This window comes from Sporichthya polymorpha DSM 43042, assembly GCF_000384115.1.
GTDB lineage: Bacteria > Actinomycetota > Actinomycetes > Sporichthyales > Sporichthyaceae > Sporichthya > Sporichthya polymorpha.
In genome coordinates, this window is sequence record NZ_KB913029.1 from 915,736 (window position 1) to 940,090 (window position 24,355).

General features: G+C 71.2%; 21 protein-coding genes. 10 read left to right on the forward strand and 11 right to left on the reverse strand.

Annotation, left to right across the window (positions count from 1 at the left end):
* Positions 1-40: 40 nt before the first annotated feature.
* The 4 genes from SPOPO_RS27700 to SPOPO_RS0104510 all read right to left on the reverse strand — a co-directional run bounded on the left by SPOPO_RS27700 (position 41) and on the right by SPOPO_RS0104510 (position 8,839).
* Positions 41-2,089 carry a SpoIIE family protein phosphatase gene (locus SPOPO_RS27700; RefSeq protein WP_019873589.1) on the reverse strand — a complete coding sequence of 683 codons (2,049 nt, stop codon included), beginning with the start codon at positions 2,087-2,089 and terminating at the stop codon, positions 41-43.
* Positions 2,086-2,712, reverse strand: a complete 627-nt coding sequence (locus SPOPO_RS0104500; RefSeq protein ID WP_019873590.1) for a response regulator — start codon at positions 2,710-2,712, stop codon at positions 2,086-2,088. The genes SPOPO_RS27700 and SPOPO_RS0104500 overlap by 4 nt, the downstream gene beginning before the upstream one ends.
* Positions 2,709-7,574 carry a HAMP domain-containing protein gene (locus SPOPO_RS0104505; RefSeq protein ID WP_019873591.1) on the reverse strand — a complete coding sequence of 1,622 codons (4,866 nt, stop codon included), beginning with the start codon at positions 7,572-7,574 and terminating at the stop codon, positions 2,709-2,711. Before SPOPO_RS0104505 ends, SPOPO_RS0104500 begins: the two co-directional genes overlap by 4 nt.
* 212 nt (positions 7,575-7,786) lie before the next feature.
* Complete coding sequence (locus tag SPOPO_RS0104510; protein ID WP_019873592.1) at positions 7,787-8,839, reverse strand: YihY/virulence factor BrkB family protein; 1,053 nt, start codon at positions 8,837-8,839, stop codon at positions 7,787-7,789.
* 100 nt (positions 8,840-8,939) lie between these two features.
* Between SPOPO_RS0104510 and SPOPO_RS27705 the strand changes: the two genes are divergently transcribed.
* The 4 genes from SPOPO_RS27705 (at position 8,940) to SPOPO_RS0104530 (ending at position 12,047) form a co-directional block, all read left to right on the forward strand.
* Positions 8,940-9,578 carry an HAD family hydrolase gene (locus SPOPO_RS27705; protein WP_019873593.1) on the forward strand — a complete coding sequence of 213 codons (639 nt, stop codon included), beginning with the start codon at positions 8,940-8,942 and terminating at the stop codon, positions 9,576-9,578.
* Complete coding sequence (locus SPOPO_RS0104520) at positions 9,575-10,669, forward strand: CaiB/BaiF CoA transferase family protein (RefSeq protein ID WP_019873594.1); 1,095 nt, start codon at positions 9,575-9,577, stop codon at positions 10,667-10,669. The genes SPOPO_RS27705 and SPOPO_RS0104520 overlap by 4 nt, the downstream gene beginning before the upstream one ends.
* A gap of 77 nt (positions 10,670-10,746) precedes the next feature.
* A complete protein-coding gene (locus SPOPO_RS0104525) occupies positions 10,747-11,103 on the forward strand; it encodes a hypothetical protein (RefSeq protein ID WP_019873595.1) in 357 nt (118 codons plus the stop codon).
* Between the two features lie 68 nt (positions 11,104-11,171).
* Entirely contained in the window at positions 11,172-12,047 is an 876-nt protein-coding gene (locus SPOPO_RS0104530; protein WP_019873596.1) for an alpha/beta fold hydrolase, read from the forward strand.
* Here SPOPO_RS0104530 and SPOPO_RS0104535 read toward each other — a convergent pair.
* From SPOPO_RS0104535 to SPOPO_RS0104555, 5 genes are all read right to left on the reverse strand, one after another.
* Entirely contained in the window at positions 12,044-12,820 is a 777-nt protein-coding gene (locus SPOPO_RS0104535; RefSeq protein WP_019873597.1) for a GntR family transcriptional regulator, read from the reverse strand. The two genes, SPOPO_RS0104530 and SPOPO_RS0104535, sit on opposite strands and share 4 nt — an antisense overlap.
* Positions 12,821-12,925: 105 nt before the next feature.
* On the reverse strand, positions 12,926-13,789 hold the full coding sequence (locus SPOPO_RS32380; RefSeq protein WP_156869565.1) for a neutral zinc metallopeptidase: 864 nt from the start codon (positions 13,787-13,789) through the stop codon (positions 12,926-12,928).
* Positions 13,790-13,969: 180 nt separating this feature from the next.
* Positions 13,970-14,548: a hypothetical protein gene (locus SPOPO_RS0104545; protein ID WP_019873598.1), complete on the reverse strand. Its 579-nt coding sequence runs from the start codon at positions 14,546-14,548 to the stop codon at positions 13,970-13,972.
* An 86-nt stretch (positions 14,549-14,634) separates the two neighbouring features.
* Entirely contained in the window at positions 14,635-17,463 is a 2,829-nt protein-coding gene (locus SPOPO_RS0104550) for a molybdopterin-dependent oxidoreductase (RefSeq protein ID WP_019873599.1), read from the reverse strand.
* A complete protein-coding gene (locus SPOPO_RS0104555; RefSeq protein WP_019873600.1) occupies positions 17,460-19,127 on the reverse strand; it encodes a 4Fe-4S dicluster domain-containing protein in 1,668 nt (555 codons plus the stop codon). The genes SPOPO_RS0104550 and SPOPO_RS0104555 overlap by 4 nt, the downstream gene beginning before the upstream one ends.
* A 111-nt stretch (positions 19,128-19,238) precedes the next feature.
* Between SPOPO_RS0104555 and SPOPO_RS0104560 the strand changes: the two genes are divergently transcribed.
* Together SPOPO_RS0104560 and SPOPO_RS27715 are read left to right on the forward strand one after the other, a co-directional pair.
* Positions 19,239-19,595, forward strand: a complete 357-nt coding sequence (locus SPOPO_RS0104560; RefSeq protein ID WP_019873601.1) for a YidH family protein — start codon at positions 19,239-19,241, stop codon at positions 19,593-19,595.
* Positions 19,595-19,933: a DUF202 domain-containing protein gene (locus tag SPOPO_RS27715; RefSeq protein WP_019873602.1), complete on the forward strand. Its 339-nt coding sequence runs from the start codon at positions 19,595-19,597 to the stop codon at positions 19,931-19,933. The genes SPOPO_RS0104560 and SPOPO_RS27715 overlap by 1 nt, the downstream gene beginning before the upstream one ends.
* A 72-nt stretch (positions 19,934-20,005) precedes the next feature.
* Here the strand turns inward: SPOPO_RS27715 and SPOPO_RS0104570 are convergent, their stop codons facing one another.
* Entirely contained in the window at positions 20,006-21,415 is a 1,410-nt protein-coding gene (locus SPOPO_RS0104570) for an MBL fold metallo-hydrolase (RefSeq protein ID WP_245541764.1), read from the reverse strand.
* Positions 21,416-21,464: 49 nt separating this feature from the next.
* Between SPOPO_RS0104570 and SPOPO_RS0104575 the strand changes: the two genes are divergently transcribed.
* Positions 21,465-22,079, forward strand: coding sequence for a class I SAM-dependent methyltransferase (locus tag SPOPO_RS0104575; protein ID WP_019873604.1), 615 nt, complete (start codon positions 21,465-21,467; stop codon positions 22,077-22,079).
* A 2-nt stretch (positions 22,080-22,081) separates the two neighbouring features.
* On the opposite strand, the gene SPOPO_RS0104580 is transcribed toward SPOPO_RS0104575, so the two are convergent.
* Entirely contained in the window at positions 22,082-22,750 is a 669-nt protein-coding gene (locus SPOPO_RS0104580) for a response regulator (RefSeq protein WP_019873605.1), read from the reverse strand.
* Between the two features lie 474 nt (positions 22,751-23,224).
* Between SPOPO_RS0104580 and SPOPO_RS0104585 the strand changes: the two genes are divergently transcribed.
* The 3 genes from SPOPO_RS0104585 to fliE are packed head-to-tail and all read left to right on the forward strand — an operon-like array spanning position 23,225 to position 24,317.
* Positions 23,225-23,605 (forward strand): flagellar basal body rod protein FlgB, encoded by a 381-nt coding sequence (locus tag SPOPO_RS0104585; RefSeq protein WP_019873606.1) that lies wholly within the window; start codon positions 23,225-23,227, stop codon positions 23,603-23,605.
* A 2-nt stretch (positions 23,606-23,607) separates the two neighbouring features.
* Positions 23,608-24,012 (forward strand): flagellar basal body rod protein FlgC, encoded by a 405-nt coding sequence (locus tag SPOPO_RS0104590; protein ID WP_028984518.1) that lies wholly within the window; start codon positions 23,608-23,610, stop codon positions 24,010-24,012.
* Entirely contained in the window at positions 24,009-24,317 is a 309-nt protein-coding gene (gene fliE, locus SPOPO_RS0104595; protein WP_019873608.1) for a flagellar hook-basal body complex protein FliE, read from the forward strand. The genes SPOPO_RS0104590 and fliE overlap by 4 nt, the downstream gene beginning before the upstream one ends.
* The last annotated feature ends 38 nt before the right edge of the window (positions 24,318-24,355 follow it).

The following is a 24,355-nucleotide window of genomic DNA, read 5'->3' on the forward strand; positions in this document are numbered from 1 at the left end:
GGTGGGGTGAGGCAGACCTTACTTCGGGGTGGGGCGGCCGCTAAAGCGTCGGCGCCGCCGCCTGGACGACGAGCACCGCGAGGTCGTCGCGGGGGGCGCCGGAGGCGCCGAAGTGCCGGCAGGCGGTCTCGACGACGCCGGCGAGCTCGGACGCGGTCGCAGCGTGGGCGGCGCGCAGGGTCGTCAGCAGGTTGTCCTCGCCGAAGAACTCCCCCGCCTCGCCGCGGCGCTCGGTGACGCCGTCGGTGTAGAGGACGAGCGACTCCCCCGGTGCGAGCTGGACCTCGTCGTCCGAGACGTCGATGTCGGACAGGACGCCGAGCAGCGACCCGCTGGTGCCCACGAACCGCACGCGGCCGCCGCCGACGGGGTCCGCGGCGACGTGGACGGGCGGCGGGTGACCGGCGCTGGAGAACCGCACCGCGATGCCGTCGCCGCGGCGGCGGACCGTGCCGAGAACGACCGTGCAGAGCCGTCCGCGGTCACCGAGGCCGAGCAGGGTCTCGTTGAGGCGCGACAGCGCGATCTGCGGGCTCGCGCCGTCGCGGACCAGCATCCGCAGCACCTCGCGGGCGATGCCGGTGATCGCGGCGGCCTCGGCGCCCTTGCCGCACACGTCGCCGATCGCGATGCCGCAGCCGCCCCCGGGCAGCGGGAAGACGTCGTAGAAGTCGCCGCCGACCTCGGTGCCCTCGCCGCCCGCGGAGTAGCGCGCGCCGAACTCGCACCCGGTCACCTCGGGCAGGTCGCGGGGCAGGAGCCAGGACTGCAGGCCCTCCGCGATCGCGGTCTGCTCCTCGTAGAGCCGGGCGTTGTCGAGGGCGAGGGCCGCGGTGCGGGAGAGGTCCGCGAGCAGTGCCAGGTCGTCGACGACGAAGGTCCGGCCGACGTCACCGCCGACGAGGATCAGCCCGAGGAGGCGGCCCCGCGCGGTCAGCGGGAGGACGAAGCACTCGCCGCCGACGCGCGGGTCGATCCCGCAGATCTCCGAGAGGCTCTTCGGGGCGGGCGGCTGCGCGAGCACGCCCTGGCGCATCTGGGTCTCCAGCCAGGCGCGGGTCTGCGGGCCGGCGAGGTGGGCGCGCATCGACTCGACCAGCGACTCGTCGGCGTGCGCGACGGCCTCGAGCGCCGGGGTCCGGCCGAACAGCGTCCACACCGCGGCCCAGGTGGCGAGGCGGGGCACGGTGAGCCGCGCGGCGAGGGTCGCGGTGAGCTTCACGTCCAGCGTCCCCGCGAACATCTCGCCGGCCTCGGCGAGCAGGGTCAGCGAGCCGCGGGTGCGCCGGGCCACGACCTTCGCGTGCTCGTCGCGCAGGATCACCCCGACCCGCTCCGCCACCAGACGCACCAGCGCGAAGTCGTCGGCGTCGCCCGGCAGGCGTCCGAGGACGAGCGCGCCGAGCACAGCGCCGTCGGCGCCGGGGAACGGCACGGTCGGCCAGTCGTCGGCCAGGCCGCGACAGACGGCCTCCGGGTCGGGGCCGGGAGCGTCGTCGTAGGCGACGAACACCGACCAGTCCGGGTCGGCCGGGCCGCGCGCGACCACCCAGCCGTGTTCGAGGTGCAGACCCTCGACGACGCGGGCGAGCAGCTCGGAGACCAGGCGCTCCGGCCCGAGCCGCTGCTCCAGGTCCGGGGCGAGGCCGAGCAGGAACGCGAGGTCGCGGCGGGCCGGGGCGCCGGAGGCCGGGCGCGGTGGCGCGCCCTCCGGGCCGGGCTTGCCGAGCTCGAACCAGACCGTCTTGCCCGCCGGGCTGTTCCGCGTCCCCCACGCCGAGGAGAGCGCGTCGACGAGCCAGATGCCGCGCCCGCCCTCCCGGTCGTCACCCGGCGTCGCGCCCATCAGCACGCGGCCGTCCCCGCGGTCGGAGACCTCGACGCGCAGCCGGTCGTCGTCGACCTCGACCTGCAGGTCCACTGCGGTCCCGCCGTGCACGAGCGCGTTCGTGACGAGCTCGGTCGTGAGCAGCAGCGCCTCGTCGAGGAGATGGTCGAGGCCGGCGTCGGTCACGGCGCTGTGGACGATCTGGCGCGCCGCGGCCGGAGACCGGTCCTCCGGGGCGAGCGTCGCGGAGACCGCCGTCACGCAGGCACCTGGGGCGTCGGCAACGCCGCCACCAGCGCATCGACCGCCACCAGGGCGTTCCGGGCGGCGGCGACGGCCTTGTCCTCCCCCGTCGCCTCGGCCGCCGAGAGCGCGGCACGGGCGGCGTCGAGGGCGGCGCGGGTCAGTTGCGGGAGCGACCCCGATCCGAGCACCGCCTCCGCGGCGGCCAGGCGCTCGGCCTGGGCGGCGAGTTCCTTGCGCCGCTGGTACAGCTCGATGAACACCCCGACCTTGGCGCGGAGCACCCACGGGTCGAACGGCTTGAACAGGTAGTCGACGGCGCCGGCCGCGTAGCCGCGGAACGCCTGGTGGCGCTCGCCGTCGATCGCCGTGAGGAAGACGATCGGGATGTTCTGCGTCCGCTCGCGGGCCTTGATCTGCGCGGCGGTCTCGAAGCCGTCCATGCCCGGCATCTGGACGTCGAGCAGGATCAGCGCGATCTCCTTGCGCAGCAACTGCTTCAGCGCCTCGGAGCCGGAGTTCGCGCGCACCAGCTCGTGCCCGAGCCCGGAGAGGATCGCCTCGAGCGCGAGCAGGTTCTCCGGCCGGTCGTCGACCAGCAGGATCGAGACTCCGGAGTCCGCCGGTGGGTGCCCCGTCACCGCGTCGACCCGTCCGCCGGGAAGCCGGCCCGGTCGTCGGAGTTCCGGTCGACCAACCACGAACGCATCACGGTCAACAGTTTGTCGAGGTCGACGGGTTTCGTGATGTAGTCACTCGCCCCGGCGAGCAAACTCTTGTCCCGGTCACCGGGCATCGCCTTCGCCGTGAGGAACAGGATCGGCAGGTCCGTGAAGACCGATTTCTGCCGGATGCGCTCGGTGGTCTCGTTGCCGTCCATCTCCGGCATCATCACGTCCATCAGCATCAGGTCGACCGTCGAGCCGTGCTCCTCCAGGAGTTCGATGCCGGCGCGGCCGTTGTCCGCGTAGAGCACCGACATGCCGTGCATCTCCAGCGCACTGGTCAGCGCGAAGACGTTGCGGACGTCGTCGTCGACGATCAGCACGGTGGCCCCCCGCAGCGGGTCGTCCGTGCCGAGCTCGATGGGGGCCCGGACCGCTCGCGAGAGCATCGGCACCTTCGGCAGCCGGGCCGGGGTCGCGCTCGGCGACTCGGTCGCCTCGACGACCTCGAACGGGAAGTCCGCCGGGACGTAGATGGTGAACGTGCTGCCGACGCCCTCGGCGGACTCGACCGCGATGGCGCCGCCGAGCAGGCGGGTGATGTTCCGGGAGATCGACAGGCCGAGGCCGGTGCCGCCGTACTTGCGGCTGGTCGTGCCGTCGCCCTGCTGGAACTCCTCGAAGATCAGGCCGAGCTTCTCGGCCGGAACGCCGACGCCGGTGTCCGAGACCGACAGCGCGACGACGGTCTCCGCGTTGTCGAGCGTGGGCACCGAGTGCCAGAGGTCCTTCGGCGCCCGGAACATCGAGAGCTGGACGCGGCCGTCCTCGGTGAACTTGATCGCGTTGGAGATCAGGTTCTTCACGACCTGCTGCAGCCGCTGCTCGTCGGTGACGATGGTCGCGGGCAGACCCTGCGCGATGTCGACGACGAACTCCAGCCCCTTCTGCTGCGCCTGCGGGGCGAACGTGCTCTCCACGAACGACCCGAGCTGGGTCAGCAGGATCGGCGCCGGGTGCAGCTCCATCTTCCCGGCCTCGACCTTGGACAGGTCGAGGATGTCGTTGATCAGGTCGAGCAGGTCGGACCCGGCGCTGTAGATCGTCCGCGCGAACTCGACCTCCTTGGCGGTCAGCGTCGAGGACGGGTTGTCGATCAGCAACTGAGCCAGAATCAGAAGACTGTTGAGCGGCGTCCGCAGCTCGTGGGACATGTTCGCGAGGAACTCGGACTTGTACTGCGACGCCCGTTCGAGCTGTTCGGCCTTCTCCTCCAGCTCCGCGTTGGTGCGCTGCAGCTCGACCGACTGGACCTGCAGCTCCTGCGCCAGGCCCTGCGACTGCTCCAGCAGTGCCTCGGTGCGGACGTTGCCGATGATCGTGTTGAGCACGACACCGATCGACTCGACCAGTTGCTCGAGGAAGTCGATGTGGACGTCGGAGAAGCGGCCGAAGCTCGCGAGCTCGATGACGCCGAGAACCTGCTCCTCGAACAGCACCGGGACCACGAACACGTCCGCGGGGCAGGCCTCCCCGAGACCGCCGCGCACGGGCAGGTAGTCGGGCGGGACGTCACGGACGCGGCGCGAGCGCTTGTCCGCCGCGGCCTGGCCGATGAGGCCCTCGCCGAGCGCGAAGCGGGTGTCCCGGGCCGGGATCCCGTAGCCGGCGGCGAGGCGCAGGCCCTGCCCGTCCTCGCGGGACTCCATCAGGAAGAACGCGCCGTGGACGGCCTCGACGACCGGGGTCACCTCGCTCATGATCATCTGCGTGACTGCCTGCAGGTCGCGCTGACCCTGCATCCGGCCGCCGATGCGGGCGAGGTTCGACTTGAGCCAGTCCTGCTGGGCGTTGATCTCCGTCGTCGACCGCAGGTTCGCGATCATCTGGTTGATGTTGTCCTTGAGCTCGGCGACCTCGCCCGACGCCTCGACGGTGATGCTCCGCGTCAGGTCGCCGCGGGTGACGGCGGTGGACACCTCGGCGATGGCCCGGACCTGGGTCGTCAGGTTTCCCGCGAGCTGGTTGACGTTCTCGGTCAGGTGCCGCCAGGTGCCGGAGACGCCGGCGACCTCGGCCTGACCGCCGAGGCGGCCCTCGGTGCCGACCTCGCGCGCGACGCGGGTGACCTCGGCGGCGAACGCGGAGAGCTGGTCGACCATCGTGTTCACGGTCGACTTCAGCTCGAGGATCTCGCCCTGCGCGTCGACGGTGATCTTCTGACTCAGGTCGCCCTGCGCCACCGCGGTGGTGACGAGGGCGATGTTGCGGACCTGGGCCGTCAGGTTCGACGCCATGTAGTTCACGGAGTCGGTCAGGTCGCGCCAGGTGCCGGAGATCCCCTTCACCTGCGCCTGGCCGCCGAGGCGGCCCTCCGTGCCGACCTCACGGGCGACGCGGGTGACCTCGTCCGCGAAGGACGAGAGCTGGTCGACCATCGTGTTCACGGTCGACTTCAGTTCGAGAATCTCGCCCTGCGCGTCGACGGTGATCTTCTGGCTCAGGTCGCCCTTCGCGACCGCGGTCGCGACCTGGGCGATGTTGCGGACCTGGCCGGTCAGGTTCGCCGCCATGTAGTTCACGTTGTCGGTCAGGTCGCGCCAGGTGCCCGAGACGCCCTTCACCTGGGCCTGGCCGCCGAGGCGGCCCTCCGTGCCGACCTCGCGCGCGACGCGGGTGACCTCGTCCGCGAACGAGGACAGCTGGTCGACCATCGTGTTGATGGTCTGGGCGAGGGCCGCGACCTCACCCTTCGCGTCGACGGTGATCTTCTGGCTCAGGTCGCCCTGCGCGACGGCCGTGGTGACCTGGGCGATGTTGCGGACCTGGCTGGTCAGGTTCGCCGCCATGCCGTTGACGTTGTCGGTCAGGTCGCGCCAGGTGCCGGAGACGCCGGAGACCTGCGCCTGACCGCCGAGCTTTCCTTCGGTGCCGACCTCACGGGCGACGCGGGTGACCTCGTCCGCGAACGACGAGAGCTGGTCGACCATCGTGTTGATGGTGTTCTTCAGCTCGAGGATCTCGCCCTGCGCGTCGACGGTGATCTTCTGGCTCAGGTCGCCCTTCGCGACCGCGGTGCCGACCTGCGCGATGTTGCGGACCTGGGCGGTCAGGTTGGCCGCCATGTAGTTGACGTTGTCGGTCAGGTCCTTCCAGGTGCCGGAGACCCCGCGCACCTGCGCCTGACCGCCGAGCTTCCCCTCCGTGCCGACCTCACGGGCGACGCGGGTGACCTCGTCCGCGAACGACGAGAGCTGGTCGACCATCGTGTTGATCGTCGACTTCAGTTCGAGCGTCTCGCCCTTCGCGTCGACGGAGACCTTCTGGCTCAGGTCGCCCTGGGCGACCGCGGTGGTGACCGCGGCGATGTCGCGGACCTGGGCGGTCAGGTTCGCCGCCATGCCGTTGACGTTGTCGGTGAGGTCCTTCCACGTGCCGGCCACACCGGGGACGACGGCCTGGCCGCCGAGCTTGCCCTCGGTACCGACCTCACGGGCGACGGTGATGACCTGCTCGGCGAACAGTTTCAGAGTGTCCGTCAGGTCGTTGATCGTGTCGGCGAGAGCCGCGACCTCACCGGCCGCGTCGACGGTGATCTTCTGGTTCAGGTCACCGCGGGCGACCGCGGTGATGATCAGGGCGATGTTGCGGACCTGGCTGGTCAGGTTGCCCGCCATCGAGTTCACCGAGTCGGTGAGGTCCTTCCACGTGCCGGCGACGCCGGGCACGTCGGCCTGGCCGCCGAGCTTGCCCTCGGTACCGACCTCGCGGGCCACGCGCGTGACCTCGTCGGCGAACGACGAGAGCTGGTCGACCATCGTGTTGAGCGTCTCGGCCAGCGCCGCGACCTCGCCCTTGGCGTCGACGGTGATCTTCTGGCTCAGGTCACCGCGGGCGACCGCGGTCGCGACCTGCGCGATGTTGCGGACCTGGTCGGTCAGGTTGGCCGCCATCGAGTTCACCGAGTCGGTGAGGTCGCGCCAGGTGCCGGCGACGCCACGCACCTCGGCCTGGCCGCCGAGCTTGCCCTCGGTACCGACCTCACGCGCGACGCGGGTGACCTCGTCCGCGAACGAGGACAGCTGGTCGACCATCGTGTTGACGGTGTTCTTCAGCTCGAGGATCTCGCCCTGGGCGTCAACGGTGATCTTCTGGCTCAGGTCGCCCTGGGCGACGGCCGTGGTCACCTGGGCGATGTTGCGGACCTGGCTGGTCAGGTTGCCGGCCATCGAGTTCACGGACTCGGTGAGGTCGCGCCACACACCCGAGACGCCGCGGACCTGGGCCTGGCCGCCGAGCTTGCCCTCGGTACCGACCTCGCGGGCGACGCGAGTGACCTCGTCGGCGAACGACGAGAGCTGGTCGACCATCGTGTTCACGGTGGTGCCGATGCGGAGGAACTCGCCCTTGACCGGCTGACCGGCGATCTCCAGCGCCATCTTCTGGCTCAGGTCGCCCTCGGCGACGGCGGCGATGACGCGGGCGACCTCGGTGGTGGGGCGGACGAGGTCGTCGATCAGGGAGTTGATCGCCTCGGCGCCGACGCCCCAGTCGCCGTCCGCGCCGACCTCGTCGATGCGCTCGGTCATCCGGCCCTCGCGGCCGATGACGCGGCTGGCGCGGACGAGTTCGCGGGTGCGGCGCTCGTTCAGGACGGCGAGCTCGTTCAGGCGGGCCATGACAGGGCCGAGCTGGCCCTCGCGGGGTTCGAGCCGGACGGAGAAGTCGCCGGCGCAGAGGGAGTCGAGCGCCTTGACCAGGTCCGCGATCTCGCGCGCGAGGTCGGGGTCGATCGAGCGTGGGGACCGCGCGGCCTGCACCGGGGTGTCCAACGCCATGGCAGTCTCCCTCCGCCGGGCACCGGCCCCGGCTTCTGGACTACCTCACCACGAACACAGCCGCCCCGCCGCCCGTGCGGGCGGCGGGGTTCTGCATGGTGAGACCGGCAGGACGACACGTGCTGTCGGCAGACGACACGTGAGCGTCGGCGCGACGCTTACCCCGCGCGGAAGTGGGTAAACCCGTTCCTTTTGGGGTTCACCCGATCGGATCAGCGCCGGTGGCCGCCGGCGGCGGAAACCTGCTGGTCAGCGCCGTCGTCGGCGTCTGCCGCGTCGTCCGAGGGATTCTCGGAATCGAGAACGGCCTGGCCGTCCTCGGTCGTGACGGTCGAGTCGATGTCCTGGGCCTCGACCATCTGGCGCGAGGCGGCCATGTCCTCGAGCACGCGGTGGTCCGCCTCGGTCCCGGGGGCGTCGATCAGGGCGCGCGGCCAGTAGTGCCGCTTGAGGACGACGTTGACCTGCGCGCCGAGCAGCGTGAGCTGGGACTGCAGGTAGAACCACCACAGGATCGTGATGACGGTGGCGAACGTCCCGTAGGTCTCGGAGGCGCTGGAGAGGTGCCGGGTGATGATCACCGAGGACAGGATCCCGAGCAGCCAGAAGCAGAAGCCGGCGAAGACCGCGCCCGGGACGACGTCACGCGTGGTGATCTGGCGGTCGGTGAGCAGGCGGAACGCCAGGACGAACAGGCCGATGTCGACGACGATCGCGGCGGCGTACCCGAGGATCCGGCCGAGCGGGCCGAGGTCGATCGCGGGGTCGTTGCCGGAGACGAAGCCGAGCAGGAACGTGCTGCCGACCAGGCCGACGCCGATCGTGCCCATCGTCAGCAGGCTGCGCTTGAGGGCCTCGACGAGCTTGGGGCGCTCGACCTGGGGGACCTCCCAGACCGCGTTGAACGCGTCCTGGGTGATGCGGACGACCGCGGAGCCGCTCCACAGGGCGGCGAGCAGACCGACGATCAGCGCGAGCGCGTTGCCGTTCAGGCCGCCGACCGAGGACGGGTCCAGCAGCGGGAGATAACCCGAGATCTGCTCCAGAACCCGTTTCTTGTCCTGTTCGGGCAGCACGTAGCCGAGCACGGTGATGGTGGCCAGCATCAGCGGGAAGATCGAGAAGAAGGCCCAGAAGGCCATCATCGAGGCCAGGTTCGAGGACTTGTCCTCACCGAACTTCTTCACGGTCGCGATCGGGATCGCGAGCGCGGGCTTCTGCTGCTGCGCCTCGTCGAGGCGGCTCAGGCGGCCTTTGAGTCCCATGCGGACAGACTGCCCGTCCCGTCTGGGGCAATGCACGGGGCCGACCCGCAGACGAGGGGCGTGTGCGAGGCGTCCGCCACAGTCCGGGAGGATCGGGCGTGTGCGTGGCCTGATCGTGGACTGGGGCGGAGTGCTGACCTCCGGGGTGTTCGACGCCTTCGATGCGTTCTGCGCGGCCGAGGGCCTGCCGCCGGGACGCATTGCGGACGCCTTCCGCACCGAGCCGGCCGCGCGCGAGCTGCTGGTGGAGTTCGAGTGCGGGCGGATCTCCCCCGCCGAGTTCGAGGCCGGACTCGCCGCGCACCACGGCGTGGACCCGGAGAACCTGCTCGACCGGCTGTTCGTCGGCGGCGCGGACTCGGTCGACGTCTCCATGCACGACGCGGTCGAGGCGCTGCACGACGCGGGCGTGCGCACCGCGGTGCTGTCGAACGCGTGGGGCACGGATCGCTACGACCGCTCGCGGTGGGACGCGATCTTCGACGCGGTCGTCCTGTCCTGCGAGCACGGCGTGCGCAAGCCGGACCCGGCGATCTACCCGATCGCGCTCGACGCGCTCGGGCTGCCGGCCGCGGAGTGCGTCTTCGTCGACGATCTCGGCGGCAACCTCAAGCCGGCCCGCGCGCTCGGGATGACGACGATCCGGCACACCGACGCCGCGTCGACGATCGAGCAGCTGGAACGAATTTTCGGAATCGCCATCGTCGGCGATCGTACTGTCAAGGAAGGGCAACGATGAGCGGACCTCTCACCGGGCTGCGGGTGCTGGAACTCGGCGGGATCGGACCCGGTCCGCACGCCGCGATGATGCTGGCGGACCTCGGCGCGGACGTCGTGCGCGTGGACCGCCCCTCGGGTGGCCTCAAGGTCGCGCCGGGCGCGCGGGACTGGATGCTGCGCAACCGTCGCCGCGTCGACGCGGACATGAAGACCGACGAGGGCATGGCGACGATGAAGGCACTGCTCGACGCCGCCGACGTCGTCATCGAGGGCTTCCGGCCCGGCGTCGCCGAGCGCCTGGGCATCGGCCCGGCCGACGCGCACCGGACCAACCCGGGGCTGATCTACGCCCGCATGACCGGCTGGGGCCAGGACGGCCCGTGGGCCAAGGTCGCCGGCCACGACATCAACTACATCAGCGTCACCGGGATGCTGAAGGCCATTTCGAAGGGCGACAGCGGGCCCGTCCCGCCGTTGAACATGGTCGGCGACTTCGGTGGCGGCTCGATGTTCCTGGTGTTCGGCATCCTCGCCGCGCTCTACGAGCGGGAGAAGTCGGGGCAGGGCCAGGTCGTCGACGCGGGCATCGTCGACGGCACCATGACGCTGGCTCAGATGGTCTGGGGCCTGATGGCCGGCGGTGCCTGGAGCGACGCGCCCGCGGCGAATTTGCTCGACACCGGGTGCCCGTTCTACGACACCTACCGGTGCTCCGACGGCGAGTGGATGGCCGTGGGGTCGCTCGAGCCGCAGTTCTACGCCGAGCTGCTTCGGGGACTCGGCCTCGACGGCGAGGACCTCCCGAAGCAGGGCGACCGCTCCGGCTGGCCGACCCTGCGGGCGCGGTTCACGGAGGTCTTCGCCTCCCGGACCCGCGACGAGTGGGCGAAGGTGTTCGAGGGCACCGACGCGTGCGTGACCCCCGTCCTGTCGTGGGCCGAGGCCGCCGAGCACCCCCACATCACCGGCCGCGGGTCGCTGATCGAGGTCGACGGTGTCACCCAGGCCGCCCCCTCGCCCCGGTTCTCCCGCTCCGCCCCCGCCACCCCGACCGCTCCCCCGGACTCCTCCGTCTCCCTCGACGAGGTCCTCACCAGCTGGAAGCGCTGACGCACTGGAGATGTCATCTCCACCGCATCGGGGGTGGAGATGACATCTCCTGGCTCGGGCCGGGTAGTGCTGCGCGCATGGACGCGACGACGGACCACACCTCCCCGCACCGGCCCCGCTCCCTGGTGAAGCGCCTGGTGCGGACCATGCGCCGCCACACCGAGGCGCCCGCGGCCGACCGCGCGAACGCGGTGCGGATCGACGACGTCGCCCCGGACTGGACCCCGCCCGTGCAGCCCGAGGTCGACGGCCCGCAGACCTGGGCGGACCTCGACGCAGCGCGGGTGCCGAAGGCCCGCCATTCCGGCAGCGACCCCGTTCAGCTCCCCGAGAGCCGCGCCGAGGCCGGCGGCCCGCCGGTCTACGCCGACCCGCAGATGGTCAACCCGGCCGCCGCGGAGAAGATGCGGCCGCTCTTCCGGCCCGGCCGGTAAGGAACGCCACAGTACGAATTCGTACCGCGCCGCGCCGTCCCCGGGCCGGACGTGGTGTTATGTGAACCATGAATAGTCCGGAGCGCATCGACCTGCCCGGGGCGGGGCTCCGGCTGGCCGCGGACGCCGCGGGGCCGGAGGACGGACCGCCTGTCCTGCTGCTGCACGGCGGTGGCCAGAGTCGGCGGTCCTGGGGCCGCGCGCTCGAGGCGCTCGCCGAGGCCGGGGCCCGCGCCGTCGCCGCGGATCTGCGCGGCCACGGGGACAGCGACTGGGCGCCGGACGCCACGCAGTACCGCCCGGAGCACTTCGCGGCCGACGTCGTTCGCGCCGTCGAGGCCGTCTCGGAACGCAGCGGGGGTCGGCCGGTGCTCGTCGTGGGCGCCAGCATGGGCGGCGTGGCCGCGATGGTCGCCGCGCCGCAGCTTCACGATCGGTTGACCGGGCTCGTCCTCGTCGACGTCGTCGCCAACATCCGGATGGACGGCGCGCGCCGCGTCCTGGACTTCATGAAGAGCGCCCCCGACGGGTTCGCGACGCTGGAGGAGGCGGCCGATGCCGTCGCCGCCTACCTGCCGCACCGGCCGCGCCCGTCGGACCACGAGGGCCTCAAGCGCAACCTGCGGCAGCGTCCCGACGGCCGCTGGGTCTGGCACTGGGACCCCCGCCTGGTCACCGAGGACGCGCTCGACCGCGTCGAGGACGTCCACAACGGGCAGCTCGACGACTCGGCCGCGGCGATCCGCGTCCCAACGCTGCTCGTGCGCGGGCTGCTGTCCGACATCGTCGACGAGGACGGCGTCGCGCACCTGAAGGGCCTGGTCCCGCAGCTGGAGGTCGTCGACATCGCCGATGCCGCCCACACCGCGGCGACCGACGACAACGACGCGTTCGTCACCGCTGTCCTGGAGTTCACCGGCCGCGTCGCGGCGGGCGTCCGCTAGGCGCGCATCCCCGCGACGTCGACGCGGTAGCCGGCGTTGCCCGGCCACTCCGCGGAGAGGCTGAAGCGGTCGCCGCGGATGAGGCTCTCGCGGAACTCCAGGGGCCGACCGTCGAGGCAGCCGATGCGCGTGACGGCGAGGACGGCGACGTCGGCCTTGATGCCGAGCAGGCGCCGGGTCGGGGCGTCGGCGACGAGGGCGGTGATGCTCTCGCGGCCGCCGTTGAGGCGGATGCCGGTCAGGCGGGCCATCTCGCCGTAGAGGCTGGTGTGCTCGAACGTGCCGCCGAGCAGCGGTTCGCCGATCTCGCGCGGGAGCCAGCTGCGGTCGAGGGCGAGCGGTTCGCCGTCGGCGAGGCGGAGGCGTTCGAGGAACACGAGGTCGGACTCGGGCCCGACCCCGAGGGTCTGCGCGACGTCGGTGTTCTGACGCAACTCGAGGACGCGCACCTTGCTGCGCTGCTCGACGCCGGTGGCCTCCACCGAGCGGAACAGCGAGTACAGCGCGCCGAGCGGCTGTTCGATCGCCGCGTGCCGGACGGAGCTGCCGCGGCCCCGCGTCGAGTCGACGACGCCGGAGGCCCGCATGCGCCGCAGCGCCTCGCGGACGGTGTGCCGGCTGACGCCGTACTGCTCGGCGAGCTCGTGCTCGCCGGGGAAGGCGCTGTCGAACGCCCCGTCAGCCAGGCGGCGGTGCAGGTCCTCCTCGAGCTGCGCCCACAGCGGGCGGGAGGAGGCGCGGTCCAGCTCGCGCGGCGCCGCGGGGCTGGACACGACTGGCACACCTCCGCGGCGGGGACCGGAACGCCCCAGCGTACTGCGCGGGCGGTTCCGGGGCGCCGGGTTCAGGCGGCGTCAGACCCCGTCGTCACCGGTCGGTCAGAAGTGGTTGCAGACGTACGCGTCGCCGCTGCGGTAGCCGCGGTCGAACCACGCGGACCGCTCGTTCGCGGTGCCGTGGTGCAGTTTCGAGGAGGTCTCGGTGTCCCCGAGGGCCCGGAGCGCGCGGCGGGCGTCGGCGACGTCCTTCGCGTTCAGGGAGCCGTTGCCGACGGCGGCGCGAACCCAGATCCCGGCGAGGCAGTCGGCCTGCAGTTCCTGCTTGCTGACCTTGGGGTCGGCGATGCCGATCGTGTGCTGGATGTGGTGGCCGAACTCGTGGGCGACGATCGCCGCGACGCCGCCTTTGTTGTAGCGGGCGTAGATCGCGCCGTGCATCCAGCCCGACGCCAGGTACACCGTCTTGTCGCCGCGGCAGTAGAACGCGGGGTAGGCCTTCTTGGAGTCGGCTGGGTTCGCGACCGCGCGGCCGCACTTCGACATCGCCGACTTCCCGGGCGCCGCGACGACGAGCCGCGGCCCGCTGTAGCGCACGCCCGCACGGGAGAGCGCCGAGACCCACCAGTTGTCGATCGTGTTGATGATCCCGCGCTGGTAGCCGGCGTACTCGGCGAGGCTGATCCCGGCGGTGGCCGGCTTCGCGGGAGCAGTCTGGACGCCGGGCTTGTTCGTCGTGGGCGCGGCTGCCTTCGCGGGCTGCGCGGCCGCCGCCTCCGGGGCCGCCGCGGCGGCGGGCGCGGGTGCCTGCTGCTGCGCGGTGGCCGCGTCGGACTCCGCGATCGCAGCCGAGTGCATCTCCTTCTCGGACCGGAACTGGCCCTCCGCCGCGAGCACCACCCCGCCGACGAGGCCCAGCACGGCCACGGGCACGGCGATCGCCGTCACCACACCCGGAATCCGCATGCCGAGCCCCCTTCCCGCCTCGAGCTGATTCTCCGCGAGCGGGACCCCGAAACCGACCGAGGTTGTCCGGGTTTGACCGCGTCCTTACTCCCGGACGCCCAGCGGGACCCGCCCTTGCAAGATCGTTACGTCCGAACATGTGGTCGCAATAGCAGCCACATCCTCGGACGTCCGCCCTCCCTACGAGGGGTAGCCGGGAATCGGGACGGGTGTCGCGCGGGAACGCATCGATGCGGGCAGGCCCGCCCCCACGACGTCGCTCACGCCGCCGACGACGGACAGACGCGAGGACCTGGCGGCGGGATCGGTCGCGGTCGGGTCAGGCCCGAGCTGAGCTTCGAACGGCCGGCCCAGGACGTTCGCCCGGACGTCGCACACCAGCAGAGACCGGCTCCCGCCCCGCAGCTCCCCGCACCACGGGGTCACGTCCGTCGCGCCGATCTCACGCAAGCCGTCAGCAAGTGCACCGGCTGTCGCGGGAATGTCCGCTTCGCCGCGCCAGCAGAGAAAGTGCGTCGTCGCCAACGTTCCGGGGTTGCACTCCGTGACCCCGGCCGGGGGAGCCAGGCGAGCGAGTTGATCGACCGCGGGCTGCTCACGGTCGAACGCGCGCTTCGCGGCGTGGAGGGCCTCGCGGTCCGGGATCGTCATCACGGCGTCGACCGCGAACGGGTGGACGTCCGGCGCCGCGTGAGCAATCCCGCCGCCGGCAATGACGGCGACGAGGGCAGCGAGGAACGGCCACCGGGGAGACTGCACCGAGGAGTATCGGCGCCCGCCTCGGCCCGCTTGATCCGGACGTCCGACGATGTGGTTGCAATAGCAGCCACATCCTCGGACGTCCGCTATGTCTCGACGCGGAAGGCGCGGCGGCGGGGCTTGACCGGGCGCATCAGGAACTCGGGGCGGCGCTGGCCGCCGGGGCCGAGGGTGGCTCGGGTCTTGGCGAGCCACTCGCGGTACATCTCCATCGAGCGCGCGGTGTCGACGTAGACGTCGCCGTACTGGTCGGTCGCCTCGGCGGGGGTCATCCGGACCCTCTGGAGCCAGCACTGCTGCCCGGACCACGGGTCGGCCTGGACGGCGAAGGCGAGGTTCTGGTGGACGCCGGGGTCGGTCCACCAGATGCGCTCGGAGTCGGGGTCCTCGGACTTGAAGGGCTGGATTCCGCCGCGGTAGCGGAGGAAGAAGCTGTCCGGGCCGTCGGGGTGAGAGATGTCGACCAGGCCCTGGGCCCACCGCGAGCCCTCGGTCTCGTGCAGGCGCCAGCGGCCCATGTGGTGGCTCAACGCGCAGACACCGGGGCGGATCGCCTCGGTCACCCACACCCGCGGGACGAAGTAGCCGATCGACGTCCGCAGCCGGACCAGGTCGCCGGTCTTCACGCCGTGCCGGGCCGCGTCGACGGAGTTCAGCCAGAGCGGATGGCTGTTCGAGATCTCGTTCAAGTACTTCGCGTTGCCGGAGCGGGTGTGGATCAGCGTCGGCAGCCGGAACGTCGGGACGAGGACGAGGTCGCCGGCGGCGAGGTCGATCTGATCCGCCGCCACGTGGGAGCGGATGTAGCCGGGCGTCGCGTGCTCGGGCCAGCCCCAGTCGCGCATCGTCTCGGAGTAGAGCTCCAGCTTCCGGCTCGGCGAGAGCCACCCGGCGGTGACGGTGCCGTCCTCGTGCTGGACCCCGACCGCGCCGGCCTCGCCGATCAGCGGCGGAACTGAGTCTTCGTTCGTCGGCTTGCGGAGCACGCCCCGCTCGTCGGGGACGGCATTCTCGAGCTCGGCCTCGGTCAGCGGCCGCTCGTCCTGCCGGTAGAGCTGGTCCGCGACCTCGACGACGCCGTAGCGGCGCATGTACTCCAGCGGGGTCAGGCCCTCCTTCTCGGCCTTCTCCGGCAGGCTCGGGACGCGGTTCTCGAAGATCCACCGGTAGTACTCGTCGACGGTGACCTTCTCGCCCGGGCGGTACTTGGACTCGAAGTGCTGCCGGATCCCCATCGACCCGTCGGGGTCGATGCGCCACGACAGCTCGAACCAGAGCTCGTTCTCCTCCCACACCTCGCCCGGGTTGGCGTCACGGGTGTCGGCGTAGGGCATCCCGAGCTTCTCCATCGCGACGCGCTTCACCGGCTGGCGGAAGCCGAGCCACCGGCTCGAGTGCGTCTCGTAGGAGTGGGTGTCGTGCCGCTCGGGTGCGTGGCCCATCGGGAGGATGTAGTCCGCGAACTCGGCGGTCTCCGACCACGTCGGCGTCAGCGCGACGTGGCAGCGGACGGTGCTCTCGTCCGTCAGCGCCTTCATCCACGTGAACCCGTCGGGGTAGGTCCAGATCGGGTTGAAGACACGAGAGAAGTAGACGTCCATGACACCGCGGCCCTCGGCGAGGAAGTGCGGCAGCAGGATCGACATCTCGTTGCAGGCCAGCGGGTACTCCGGCGGCCAGTGCAGCTCGTTCCAGTGGTCGTGCGCCGGGACGTCGGGTCCGTGCGGGATGAACTTGTTCCAGCCGTTGGGCGCGGTGCCGCCGATGGTGCCGATGGACCCGGTGAGCGCGAGGACGAACCACAGCGCTCGGCTGACCGCCCAGCCGCCGTAGTTGCCGGCCGCGGCGCTGCGCCAGATGTGCGCGGAGAGCCGGTGGTCGCTGTCGGCGACGATCTCCGCGATCGCCCGGATCTTCTCCGCCGGGAGCTGGGACTCCGCCGCCGCGAACTCGAAGGTGTACTCGGTGTAGTCCGCCTCGAGGCAGTCGAGGAACTCCTCGAAGGTGGACTTCTCCGGGTGCAGGTTCTGCAGGTAGACGTCCCAGTTGAACCAGCGCCGCAGGTAGCCCTCGTCGATCTGACGGGTCCTCAGCAGGTGGCTGGCGATCGCGAGCAGGATCGCCGCCTCGCTGCCGGGCCACGGGGCGAGCCAGACGTCGGCGTGGGAGGCCGTGTTCGACATCCGCGGGTCGACGACGATCAGCTTCGCCCCGGCCTGCTTGCCCTCCATGATCCGCTGGGCGTGCGGGTTGAAGTAGTGCCCGGTCTCCAGGTGACTGGAGAACAGCAGGATCACCTTGGCGTTGGCGTGGTCGGGGCTCGGCCGGTCGTAGCCGCCCCAGAGGGTCTGGCCCAGACGCGCCCCGGACGAGCAGACCTGCGTGTGCGAGTTGTGCCCGTCGACGCCCCAGGCCTGCAGCACCCGCTCGGCGAAGCCGTCCTCGCCGGGCCGCCCGACGTGGTACGCGACCTCCTCGTGGCGGCCCTCGTGGATCGCCTTTCGAATCCGGCCCGCGATGTCGTCGAGGGCTTCGTCCCAGCTCACCTGCTGCCACTGGCCCCCGCCCCGCTCGCCCACGCGCTTGAGCGGGTGCAGGATCCGCTCGGGGTCGTTGACCTGGTTGACCGTCGCCGGGCCCTTGGCGCAGTTGCGGCCCCGTGAGCCCGGGTGCGCCGGGTTGCCCTCGAGCTTCTTGATCGAGAGGTCGCTCTTGTCGACGTAGGCGAGCAGACCGCACGCGGACTCGCAGTTGAAGCAGGTCGTCGGGATCAGCATGTACTCCCGCGGGACCTTCCGCGGGTGGGCCTTCGCGTCGTACTCGACGTGGGAGTCCCAGTTCTCGACCGGCGGGAAGTTCCGCAGGTGCTCGTGGGTCCGGTGGCCGGGCAGCTCGCGCGGGAGTTCCGTCGTCATGACAGCGGCACGTCCTGTCCCGCGCGGACGAACACCGACTCGTACATCAGCAGGGCGACCTGGACGCCGATACCCGCCCAGATGGCCGCCTCCATGTTGTCGCCACTCCAGGCGAACGCGCCGCACGCCGCGGCAACCAACGCGAGCACCAGGGACCCGTGGAACAGGAATCGGTACGGCCCGCGGGTCGCCAGACGGGCCGCGGCCGTCGCCTGCTTCGTCTCGTGCTTGCTGTAGAACTCCACGATCGCGAACGCGATGTGCACCACGGTCGCCACGACGAGGCAACCGAGGATGACGTTCTCGAAGCCGGCGTTACCCACCCGCTGCTCTGGGCCGATGATGAGGAAATCGCTGACCGGATCAGGCTCTTCTGCCAACAACGGGCTGGCAAGATTCCCCGATCCGTCGTCCTTGGACCGGAACGGCGTGCTCGGATCAGCGCCGTACTTGCCGTAGACGACCGCGAGCGTTCCCGCTCCCACCATGACGGCTTGGACGATCAGGTGGGGGAACAACAGCTTCGACTGCCACAGGTCGCGACCCTCGGCCTGGGCGAACAGGAACGCGGTGTACCCGGCGAGCAGAACCGCCGCCGGGATCGCCAGGTAGGTGACCGCGTCGACGAGGTCGAACTGCCACGCGCTCAGGTCGTAGCTGTCGGTGCTCTCGGCCGAGATACCCAGGAGAAGCCATATCCCGGCGACCCCGGCGAAAGCGGCGAGGGCCAGTGAGCCCTTGAACAACCACGACGTCCAGTTGCCCTTGGTGAAGATGTACCAGAACCGCTCGGGGCGCTTGAGGTCCCAGACCAGCAGGACACCCGTGGCGGTGACGCCACCCAGGGCAATCAGCGGCGCCCAGACCGTTTGGTACCGGCCGAGGTCCTTGCCCAGCACCATCGCGAGCGCGATCACCAACAGCACGCCGGCGGCGACACCCTTCGTCCAGAGGTAGGTGGTGACGCGCCAGCCCCACGGCCGGGGGTGGGCGGTGTTGAGGGTCGTCTTCGCGTTGTCCGCGGAGGGCGGGAGGTGGGAGGACACCATCGCGCGCTGCTTGTCGGGCAGGGAGTAGATGTAGGCCTCGTCGGTCGGGGCCTGGAGCGGGTCGAGGACCGGGATCGTCGCGCCGATGTAGAAGACGTTCGGACCGGTCTTCTGCTCGGGAGCGCGGACGCGGGTCTCGTTGCTCGCGATCAGCTGCGAGATGCCGGAGTTCTCGTCCTCGAGGTCGCCGACCCAGATCGAGTGCGTCGGGCACACGACGACGCAGGCGGGCTCGAGGCCCTCGTCGACCCGGTGAGCGCAGAAGTTGCACTTCGCCGCGGTGGAGGTGTTCTCGTCGATGTAGAGCGCGTCGTACGGGCACGCCTGCAGGCAGGACTTGCAGCCGATGCAGCTGTCGCCGTCGAAGTCGACGATGCCGTCCTTGCGGGTGAACAGCGCGTGCGTCGGGCAGATCTTCACGCACGGCGCATCGGTGCAGTGGTTGCACCGCATGACGCCGAAGTCGCGGGTGTTGTCCGGGAACGTGCCGGAGTCGACGTACTTGACCCACGTGCGGAACTGGCCGACCGGGATCTCGTGCTCGGTCTTGCAGGCGACCGTGCAGGCGTGGCAGCCGATGCAGGTGCGCTGATCGATGGCGAAGCCGTAGCGCATGGCGGGATTCCCGGGGGCAGCGGACGCAGATTTGTACGTACAATATCCCGGCGCGGCTCGCGGCGCGACCGAACGCGCAGCGTGGCACGCTGACCGGCGGAAGGAGGTCGCATGGACCCCCGCGACTCCGAACCGGAGGAGTACGACCTCGACTACCGGTTCACCCTCGCGAACGAGCGGACCTACCTGGCCTGGCTGCGGACCGCGCTGGGCCTGCTGGCGGGCGCCGTCGCCCTCGTGCACCTCGTCCCCGCCGGCGGCGAGGACGCCGACGACGCCGAACGCGGGATCGGCTTTGCCCTGGCGCTGCTCGGCATCGCGGTGGTGATCGCGAGCATGCGGCGCTGGCACACGGTGCAGCGGGCGATGCAGCGGCACGAGAACCTGCCGGCCTCCCGGGCCCCGGTGTACCTGGGCCTGGCGGTGGTCGGGATCGGGATCGCCGTCGTCGTGCTCCTCGCGCGCTGATGCGCCTGACTCCGGTGCACGGCCCACGCGGACGGCTCCCCGGCCTGCCCGCGCAGCGGACGATGCTGGCCTGGGACCGGACCGCGCTCGCCCTGATCGCTCACGGCGCGTTCGTTCTGGTCCGCAACCCGACCGACGGCAGCCCCGCCCGCATCGTCAGCGCCGCGCTCTCCCTCGCGCTCGCGCTGCTGGTCGCCGCCCTCGGCCGCCTCCGCGCCCGCGAGATCGGCGACAGCGACCGGACCCGCTACGCCCGCGTCCCCACCGGCCCGCTGATGATCCTCACCGCCGGGGTCCTGCTCCTCGGCGTCGCCGACGTCGTCGCGATCCTCCACTGACGCCGCCTGTGGAAAAGAAAGGGTGACACCCCTTACTGCGGAGTAGGGGGTGTCACCCTTTCTTGACAGCGACTACGCGGCGGAGGACTCGGCGGCCCAGGCGGAGTAGCCGCCGAGGAGGTCGGAGACGTCGGGGAAGCCGTTGGCCTCGAGGAGGCTCGCGGCGGCGATGGAGCGGTAGCCGCCGGCGCAGTGGACGAGGACCGGGCGGGTACGGTCGAGCTGGTCGAGGGTCGTCCGCAGCCGGGTGACGCAGAGGTTGACCGCGCCGGGAAGAGCGCCGCCCTTGTGCTCGCCGGGGCCGCGGACGTCGACGACCTGCAGGTCCGGGTTCGCCGCGATGGCCGCAGCGGCCTGATGCACCGTCAGCCGTGACGAGGAGACGACGAGCTCGGGGTTGTTCGTCAGCTCCTCGAGGTCGGTCAGCTGACACGCGACGAGGTCGATGCCGACGCGGGCGAGGCGCATCCGCGCCTCGGCGCACTGCTCGGGCGAGCCGACGAGAATCACCGGCTGGTCGGCGGCGATCAGGGCCGCGGCGTACTCGGCGAACCGGCCCGACAGCCCGACGTTGATCGCGCCCCGCAGGTGGGAGGCGGCGAAGGCCTGGTCGTCGCGGACGTCGAGCAGCAGGTAGCCCAGACGCTGCTGGTGGCTGATCGCGGTGGCCGCGTCGACCTCCTGCACCGGGAGCTCCGGGTCGAACGGGAGGTGTCCGGCCTTGTTCACCGCGACCTCGTCGACGAAGTACACCGGCGGCGCCCCGAGCCCGTCGGTGACGACCGAGACGAACTCGTCCTCGCTCATCGGCGCGAGCGCGTAGTTGCCGCGGCGCTGGTCGCCCAGGGTCGAGACGGTGTCGGTCGAGAGCGCCTTGCCGCACGCGCTGCCGGCGCCGTGGCCGGGGTAAACGAGCACCTCGTCGGGCAGCGGCAGCAGCTTCGTGTGCAGCGAGCGGTAGAGCATCCGCGCCATCTCGTCCGCGGTGCGGCCCGCCGAGCCGAGCAGGTCGGGCCGGCCGACGTCGCCGAGGAAGAGCGTGTCGCCGGTGAGGATCGCGTGCGGCGCGGGGTCGCTCCCCCGCTCGTACACGGCGAGCGTGATCGACTCGGGCGTGTGCCCCGGGGTGGCGAGCACCTCGAGGACGACGCCGGTCTCCGGGTCGCCGAGCGGGATGCGCTCGCCGTCGGCGAGGCGGCGGATCGGAAACTCGACCGGCGAGAGCTCGCCCATCGCGATCTCGGCCCCGGTCCGCTCCGAGAGCTCGGTGTGCCCCGGGATGAAGTCGGCGTGGACGTGGGTGAGCAGGACCAGCTCGATCGTCAGGTCCTGCGCCTTCGCGTCCTGCAGGTACTGCTCGACGTCGCGGCGGGGGTCGACGACCACCGCCCGGCGGCTGACCGGGTCCGCCACCAGGTAGGACGCCTGCGACAGGCACTGCAGGTAGTACTGGTTCAGGATCATGGCGATCTCCCACTGCATCGGTCCCACCGGAACCAATTGTCCGTACAATATCTTCCGGAGCGGATCGATGCCAGGGACCACGGAGCACTGGGACGCCGCCTACGCAGCCGAGGGCGAGCGGGGCGTCAGTTGGTACGCGCCGACGGCGGCGCCGGTCCTCGAACTTCTCGACCGCTTGGACGTGCCCACCTCAGCCCGCGTTCTCGACGCCGGTGGCGGAGCGTCGCCGCTGGTCGACGGGCTCGTCGCCCGCGGCCACCGGGACGTGACGGTGCTCGACCTCTCGGCGACAGCGCTCGCTCTCGCCCGTGACCGGCTCGGGTCCCGGTCGGCGAACGTGGAATGGATCGTCGCGGACGTGCGCACCTGGCGGCCGCGATCGCCCTTCGAACTCTGGCACGACCGCGCGGTGCTGCACTTCCTGGTCTCCTCCGATGACCGGGCGGCGTACCTGGAGACGCTCGCGAGCGCGACCCGGCGGGAGTCACTCGTCGTCCTCTCGACGTTCGCGCCCGACGGCCCGGACCGGTGCTCGGGCCTGCCCGTGGTCCGGTACTCAGCAGCGGACCTCGCGGCTCTCCTCGGCGCGGACTTCGAGCTGCTGGAGGACGACCGCGAGCAACACATCACCCCTTGGGGCACCGCCCAGGCGTTCGTCCGGGCGGCCTTTCGGCGCCGGTGAGCTCAGGCGTTCGGCTTGCGCAGCTCCGCGCCGTAGACCGCGGCCTGGGTCCGGCGCTCCATGCCAAGCTTGGCGAGCAGGGCCGAGACGTAGTTCTTCACGGTCTTCTCGGCGAGGAACAGGCGCTCGCCGATCTGGCGGTTGGTGAGGCCGTCGGCGATCAGGCCGAGAATCTCCCGCTCCCGCTCGGAGAGCGACGCCATGCGCGGGTCGGCCGGGGTGCCGTCGCGCAGGCGGGCGAGCAGGCGCTCGGTCACGGACGGGTCGAGCAGCGACTTGCCCTCCGCGACCTGGCGGATCGCGTCGAGCAGGCTCGTCCCGCGGATCTCCTTGAGCAGGTAGCCCGCGGCGCCGGCCATGACGGCGGCGAAGATCGCGTCGTTGTCGTCGTAGCTGGTGAGGATCAGGCACCGCACCTCGGGCATCGCCGAGCGGATGTCGCGGCAGACGTCGATGCCGCTGCCGTCGGGCAGCCGGGCGTCGAGGACGGCGACCTGCGGCTTGAGCGCCGGGATCCGCGCCAGCGCCTGCGCGGCCGTGCCGGCGTCGCCGATGACCGTGATGTCGGGGGCGGAGTTCAGCAGATCCGCCACTCCGCGCCGCACGATCTCGTGGTCGTCGAGGAGGAAGACGGTGATCGGTTCGCCGGTGCCGTCGCCGGTGGTGTCCATGTCCTGCCTGCTTCCCGTTCGGCTGAGCGTCCCCCGTGAGCCGAGCCTTCCGAGACGTATCGGTGCCCGGGCCCGCGGACTTGAGGCCTTCGGTAGACGTTATCGGTGGACGTCACAAATGGTCGTGACACACCGCCAGATGACGGACGCCGTGAGGGCCCGGATCGACCGCAACGATCCGAGCCCTCACGTCACCCCGAGAACCTCACCCGCCAGAGTGAGTGCAGCGACCGGGAGTTGGGCGGCCGCCTGAAAGCATGAAACCGAACGCGACGGCGGTCACCCAGGGTCGAAGGTCCTTTCCTTCCGGCACGGCGGTCCCGGCAACAATCCGTGACGAGAGCCGGCTCAGACTCCTCAACTCCCCGTCCGCCCGGCCGACAAGAACCGGCGAGCCAGGACGGCCACCCCCTCAAGCGCCACGGACCGGCGCTGCCCCACCAGCAGTTTCGATCTTTCGCATCGGAGCGGTCCGTGTTCGACGCCATCGGCCTCACATCCGGCCCCACATCGGGCAGCATCGCGATGTACGCGATCACCAGCGCCCTGGACGGTCTTGCCGCCCGCCAGCGCGCGATCGCGGACAACGTCGCGAACATCAACACGCCCGGCTTCCTCGCCGGCAAGGTGCAGTTCGAGGACGCGCTCGCGAGCGCCGTCGCCACCGGCGACACCTCCGGCGGTCCGACCTGGTCGATCGCCCGCTCGCTCGAGCCGACCCGCACCGACGGCAACAACGTCAACCTCGACCGGGAGACGCTGCTCAACGTCGACACCGGTCTGCGCTACTCGCTGATGCTGCGGGCCGCGGACCACGAGTTCGGCGTCCTGCGCGCCTCGATGCGGGCGGTGTGACGATGAGCCTGTTCTCCGTCTTCGGCATCGCCGGCTCCGGCGTCACCGTCCACCGCAAGTGGCTCGACGCGGTCGCCGACAATCTCGCCAACGTCAACACCGTCCGGTCGACGAACGAGGAGGCGTTCCGCGCGCGCTACGTGCTCGCGCAGGCCGTCGACTACGGCAACGGGACCGGCGGGGTCGCGGTCGCCGGCACCGCGCTCGGCAACGCCGAGGGCCGCATCGTGTACGACCCGCAGCACCCGCTGGCGGACGAGAACGGCAACGTCCGACTGCCGGACATCGACCTCGCCGCGCAGATGACGCAGCTGATCGTCGCCCAGCGCGGCTACCAGGCCTCGCTCGCGGTCGTGGACCGCGCACGTGACGCCTACTCGGCCGCGATTCAGGTCGGACGCGCATGAGCATCTCGCCCGTCGGCTTCACGCCGATCGCCCCGATCACCCCGCCGGTCGCGACCGGCGCGACGACCGCCGCGGCGCCGTCCGGGGACTCGTTCGCGACCGCGCTCGGCAACGGCCTCGAGGCCCTCGCCGGCACCCAGGCCAAGGCCGAGGGGCTCGCGGTCCAGGCCGCGACCGGTCAACTGACCGATGTCCACCAGTACACGATCGCCGCCACCCAGGCCCAGCTCGCGACCGAGCTGACCGTGGCCGTCCGGAACAAGGCGGTCGAGGCGTTCAACGAGATCCTGCGGATGCCGCTGTGACCGCGCGCTCTTCGGCGAGTGTCACGGCGAAAGTGACG

What these genes read in the sequence shown, in the direction of transcription:
- SPOPO_RS0104560 (WP_019873601.1), top strand. Translation starts at nt 19,239, where the DNA reads ATGGACCCCCGCGACTCCGAACCGGAGGAGTACGACCTCGACTACCGG.
- SPOPO_RS0104525 (WP_019873595.1), top strand. Translation starts at nt 10,747, where the DNA reads ATGGACGCGACGACGGACCACACCTCCCCGCACCGGCCCCGCTCCCTG.
- fliE (WP_019873608.1), top strand. Translation starts at nt 24,009, where the DNA reads ATGAGCATCTCGCCCGTCGGCTTCACGCCGATCGCCCCGATCACCCCG.
- SPOPO_RS0104580 (WP_019873605.1), bottom strand. Translation starts at nt 22,750, where the DNA reads ATGGACACCACCGGCGACGGCACCGGCGAACCGATCACCGTCTTCCTC.
- SPOPO_RS0104520 (WP_019873594.1), top strand. Translation starts at nt 9,575, where the DNA reads ATGAGCGGACCTCTCACCGGGCTGCGGGTGCTGGAACTCGGCGGGATC.
- SPOPO_RS0104590 (WP_028984518.1), top strand. Translation starts at nt 23,608, where the DNA reads ATGAGCCTGTTCTCCGTCTTCGGCATCGCCGGCTCCGGCGTCACCGTC.
- SPOPO_RS27715 (WP_019873602.1), top strand. Translation starts at nt 19,595, where the DNA reads ATGCGCCTGACTCCGGTGCACGGCCCACGCGGACGGCTCCCCGGCCTG.
- SPOPO_RS0104530 (WP_019873596.1), top strand. Translation starts at nt 11,172, where the DNA reads ATGAATAGTCCGGAGCGCATCGACCTGCCCGGGGCGGGGCTCCGGCTG.
- SPOPO_RS32380 (WP_156869565.1), bottom strand. Translation starts at nt 13,789, where the DNA reads ATGCGGATTCCGGGTGTGGTGACGGCGATCGCCGTGCCCGTGGCCGTG.
- SPOPO_RS0104550 (WP_019873599.1), bottom strand. Translation starts at nt 17,463, where the DNA reads ATGACGACGGAACTCCCGCGCGAGCTGCCCGGCCACCGGACCCACGAG.
- SPOPO_RS0104575 (WP_019873604.1), top strand. Translation starts at nt 21,465, where the DNA reads ATGCCAGGGACCACGGAGCACTGGGACGCCGCCTACGCAGCCGAGGGC.
- SPOPO_RS0104570 (WP_245541764.1), bottom strand. Translation starts at nt 21,415, where the DNA reads ATGCAGTGGGAGATCGCCATGATCCTGAACCAGTACTACCTGCAGTGC.
- SPOPO_RS0104510 (WP_019873592.1), bottom strand. Translation starts at nt 8,839, where the DNA reads ATGGGACTCAAAGGCCGCCTGAGCCGCCTCGACGAGGCGCAGCAGCAG.
- SPOPO_RS0104505 (WP_019873591.1), bottom strand. Translation starts at nt 7,574, where the DNA reads ATGGCGTTGGACACCCCGGTGCAGGCCGCGCGGTCCCCACGCTCGATC.
- SPOPO_RS0104555 (WP_019873600.1), bottom strand. Translation starts at nt 19,127, where the DNA reads ATGCGCTACGGCTTCGCCATCGATCAGCGCACCTGCATCGGCTGCCAC.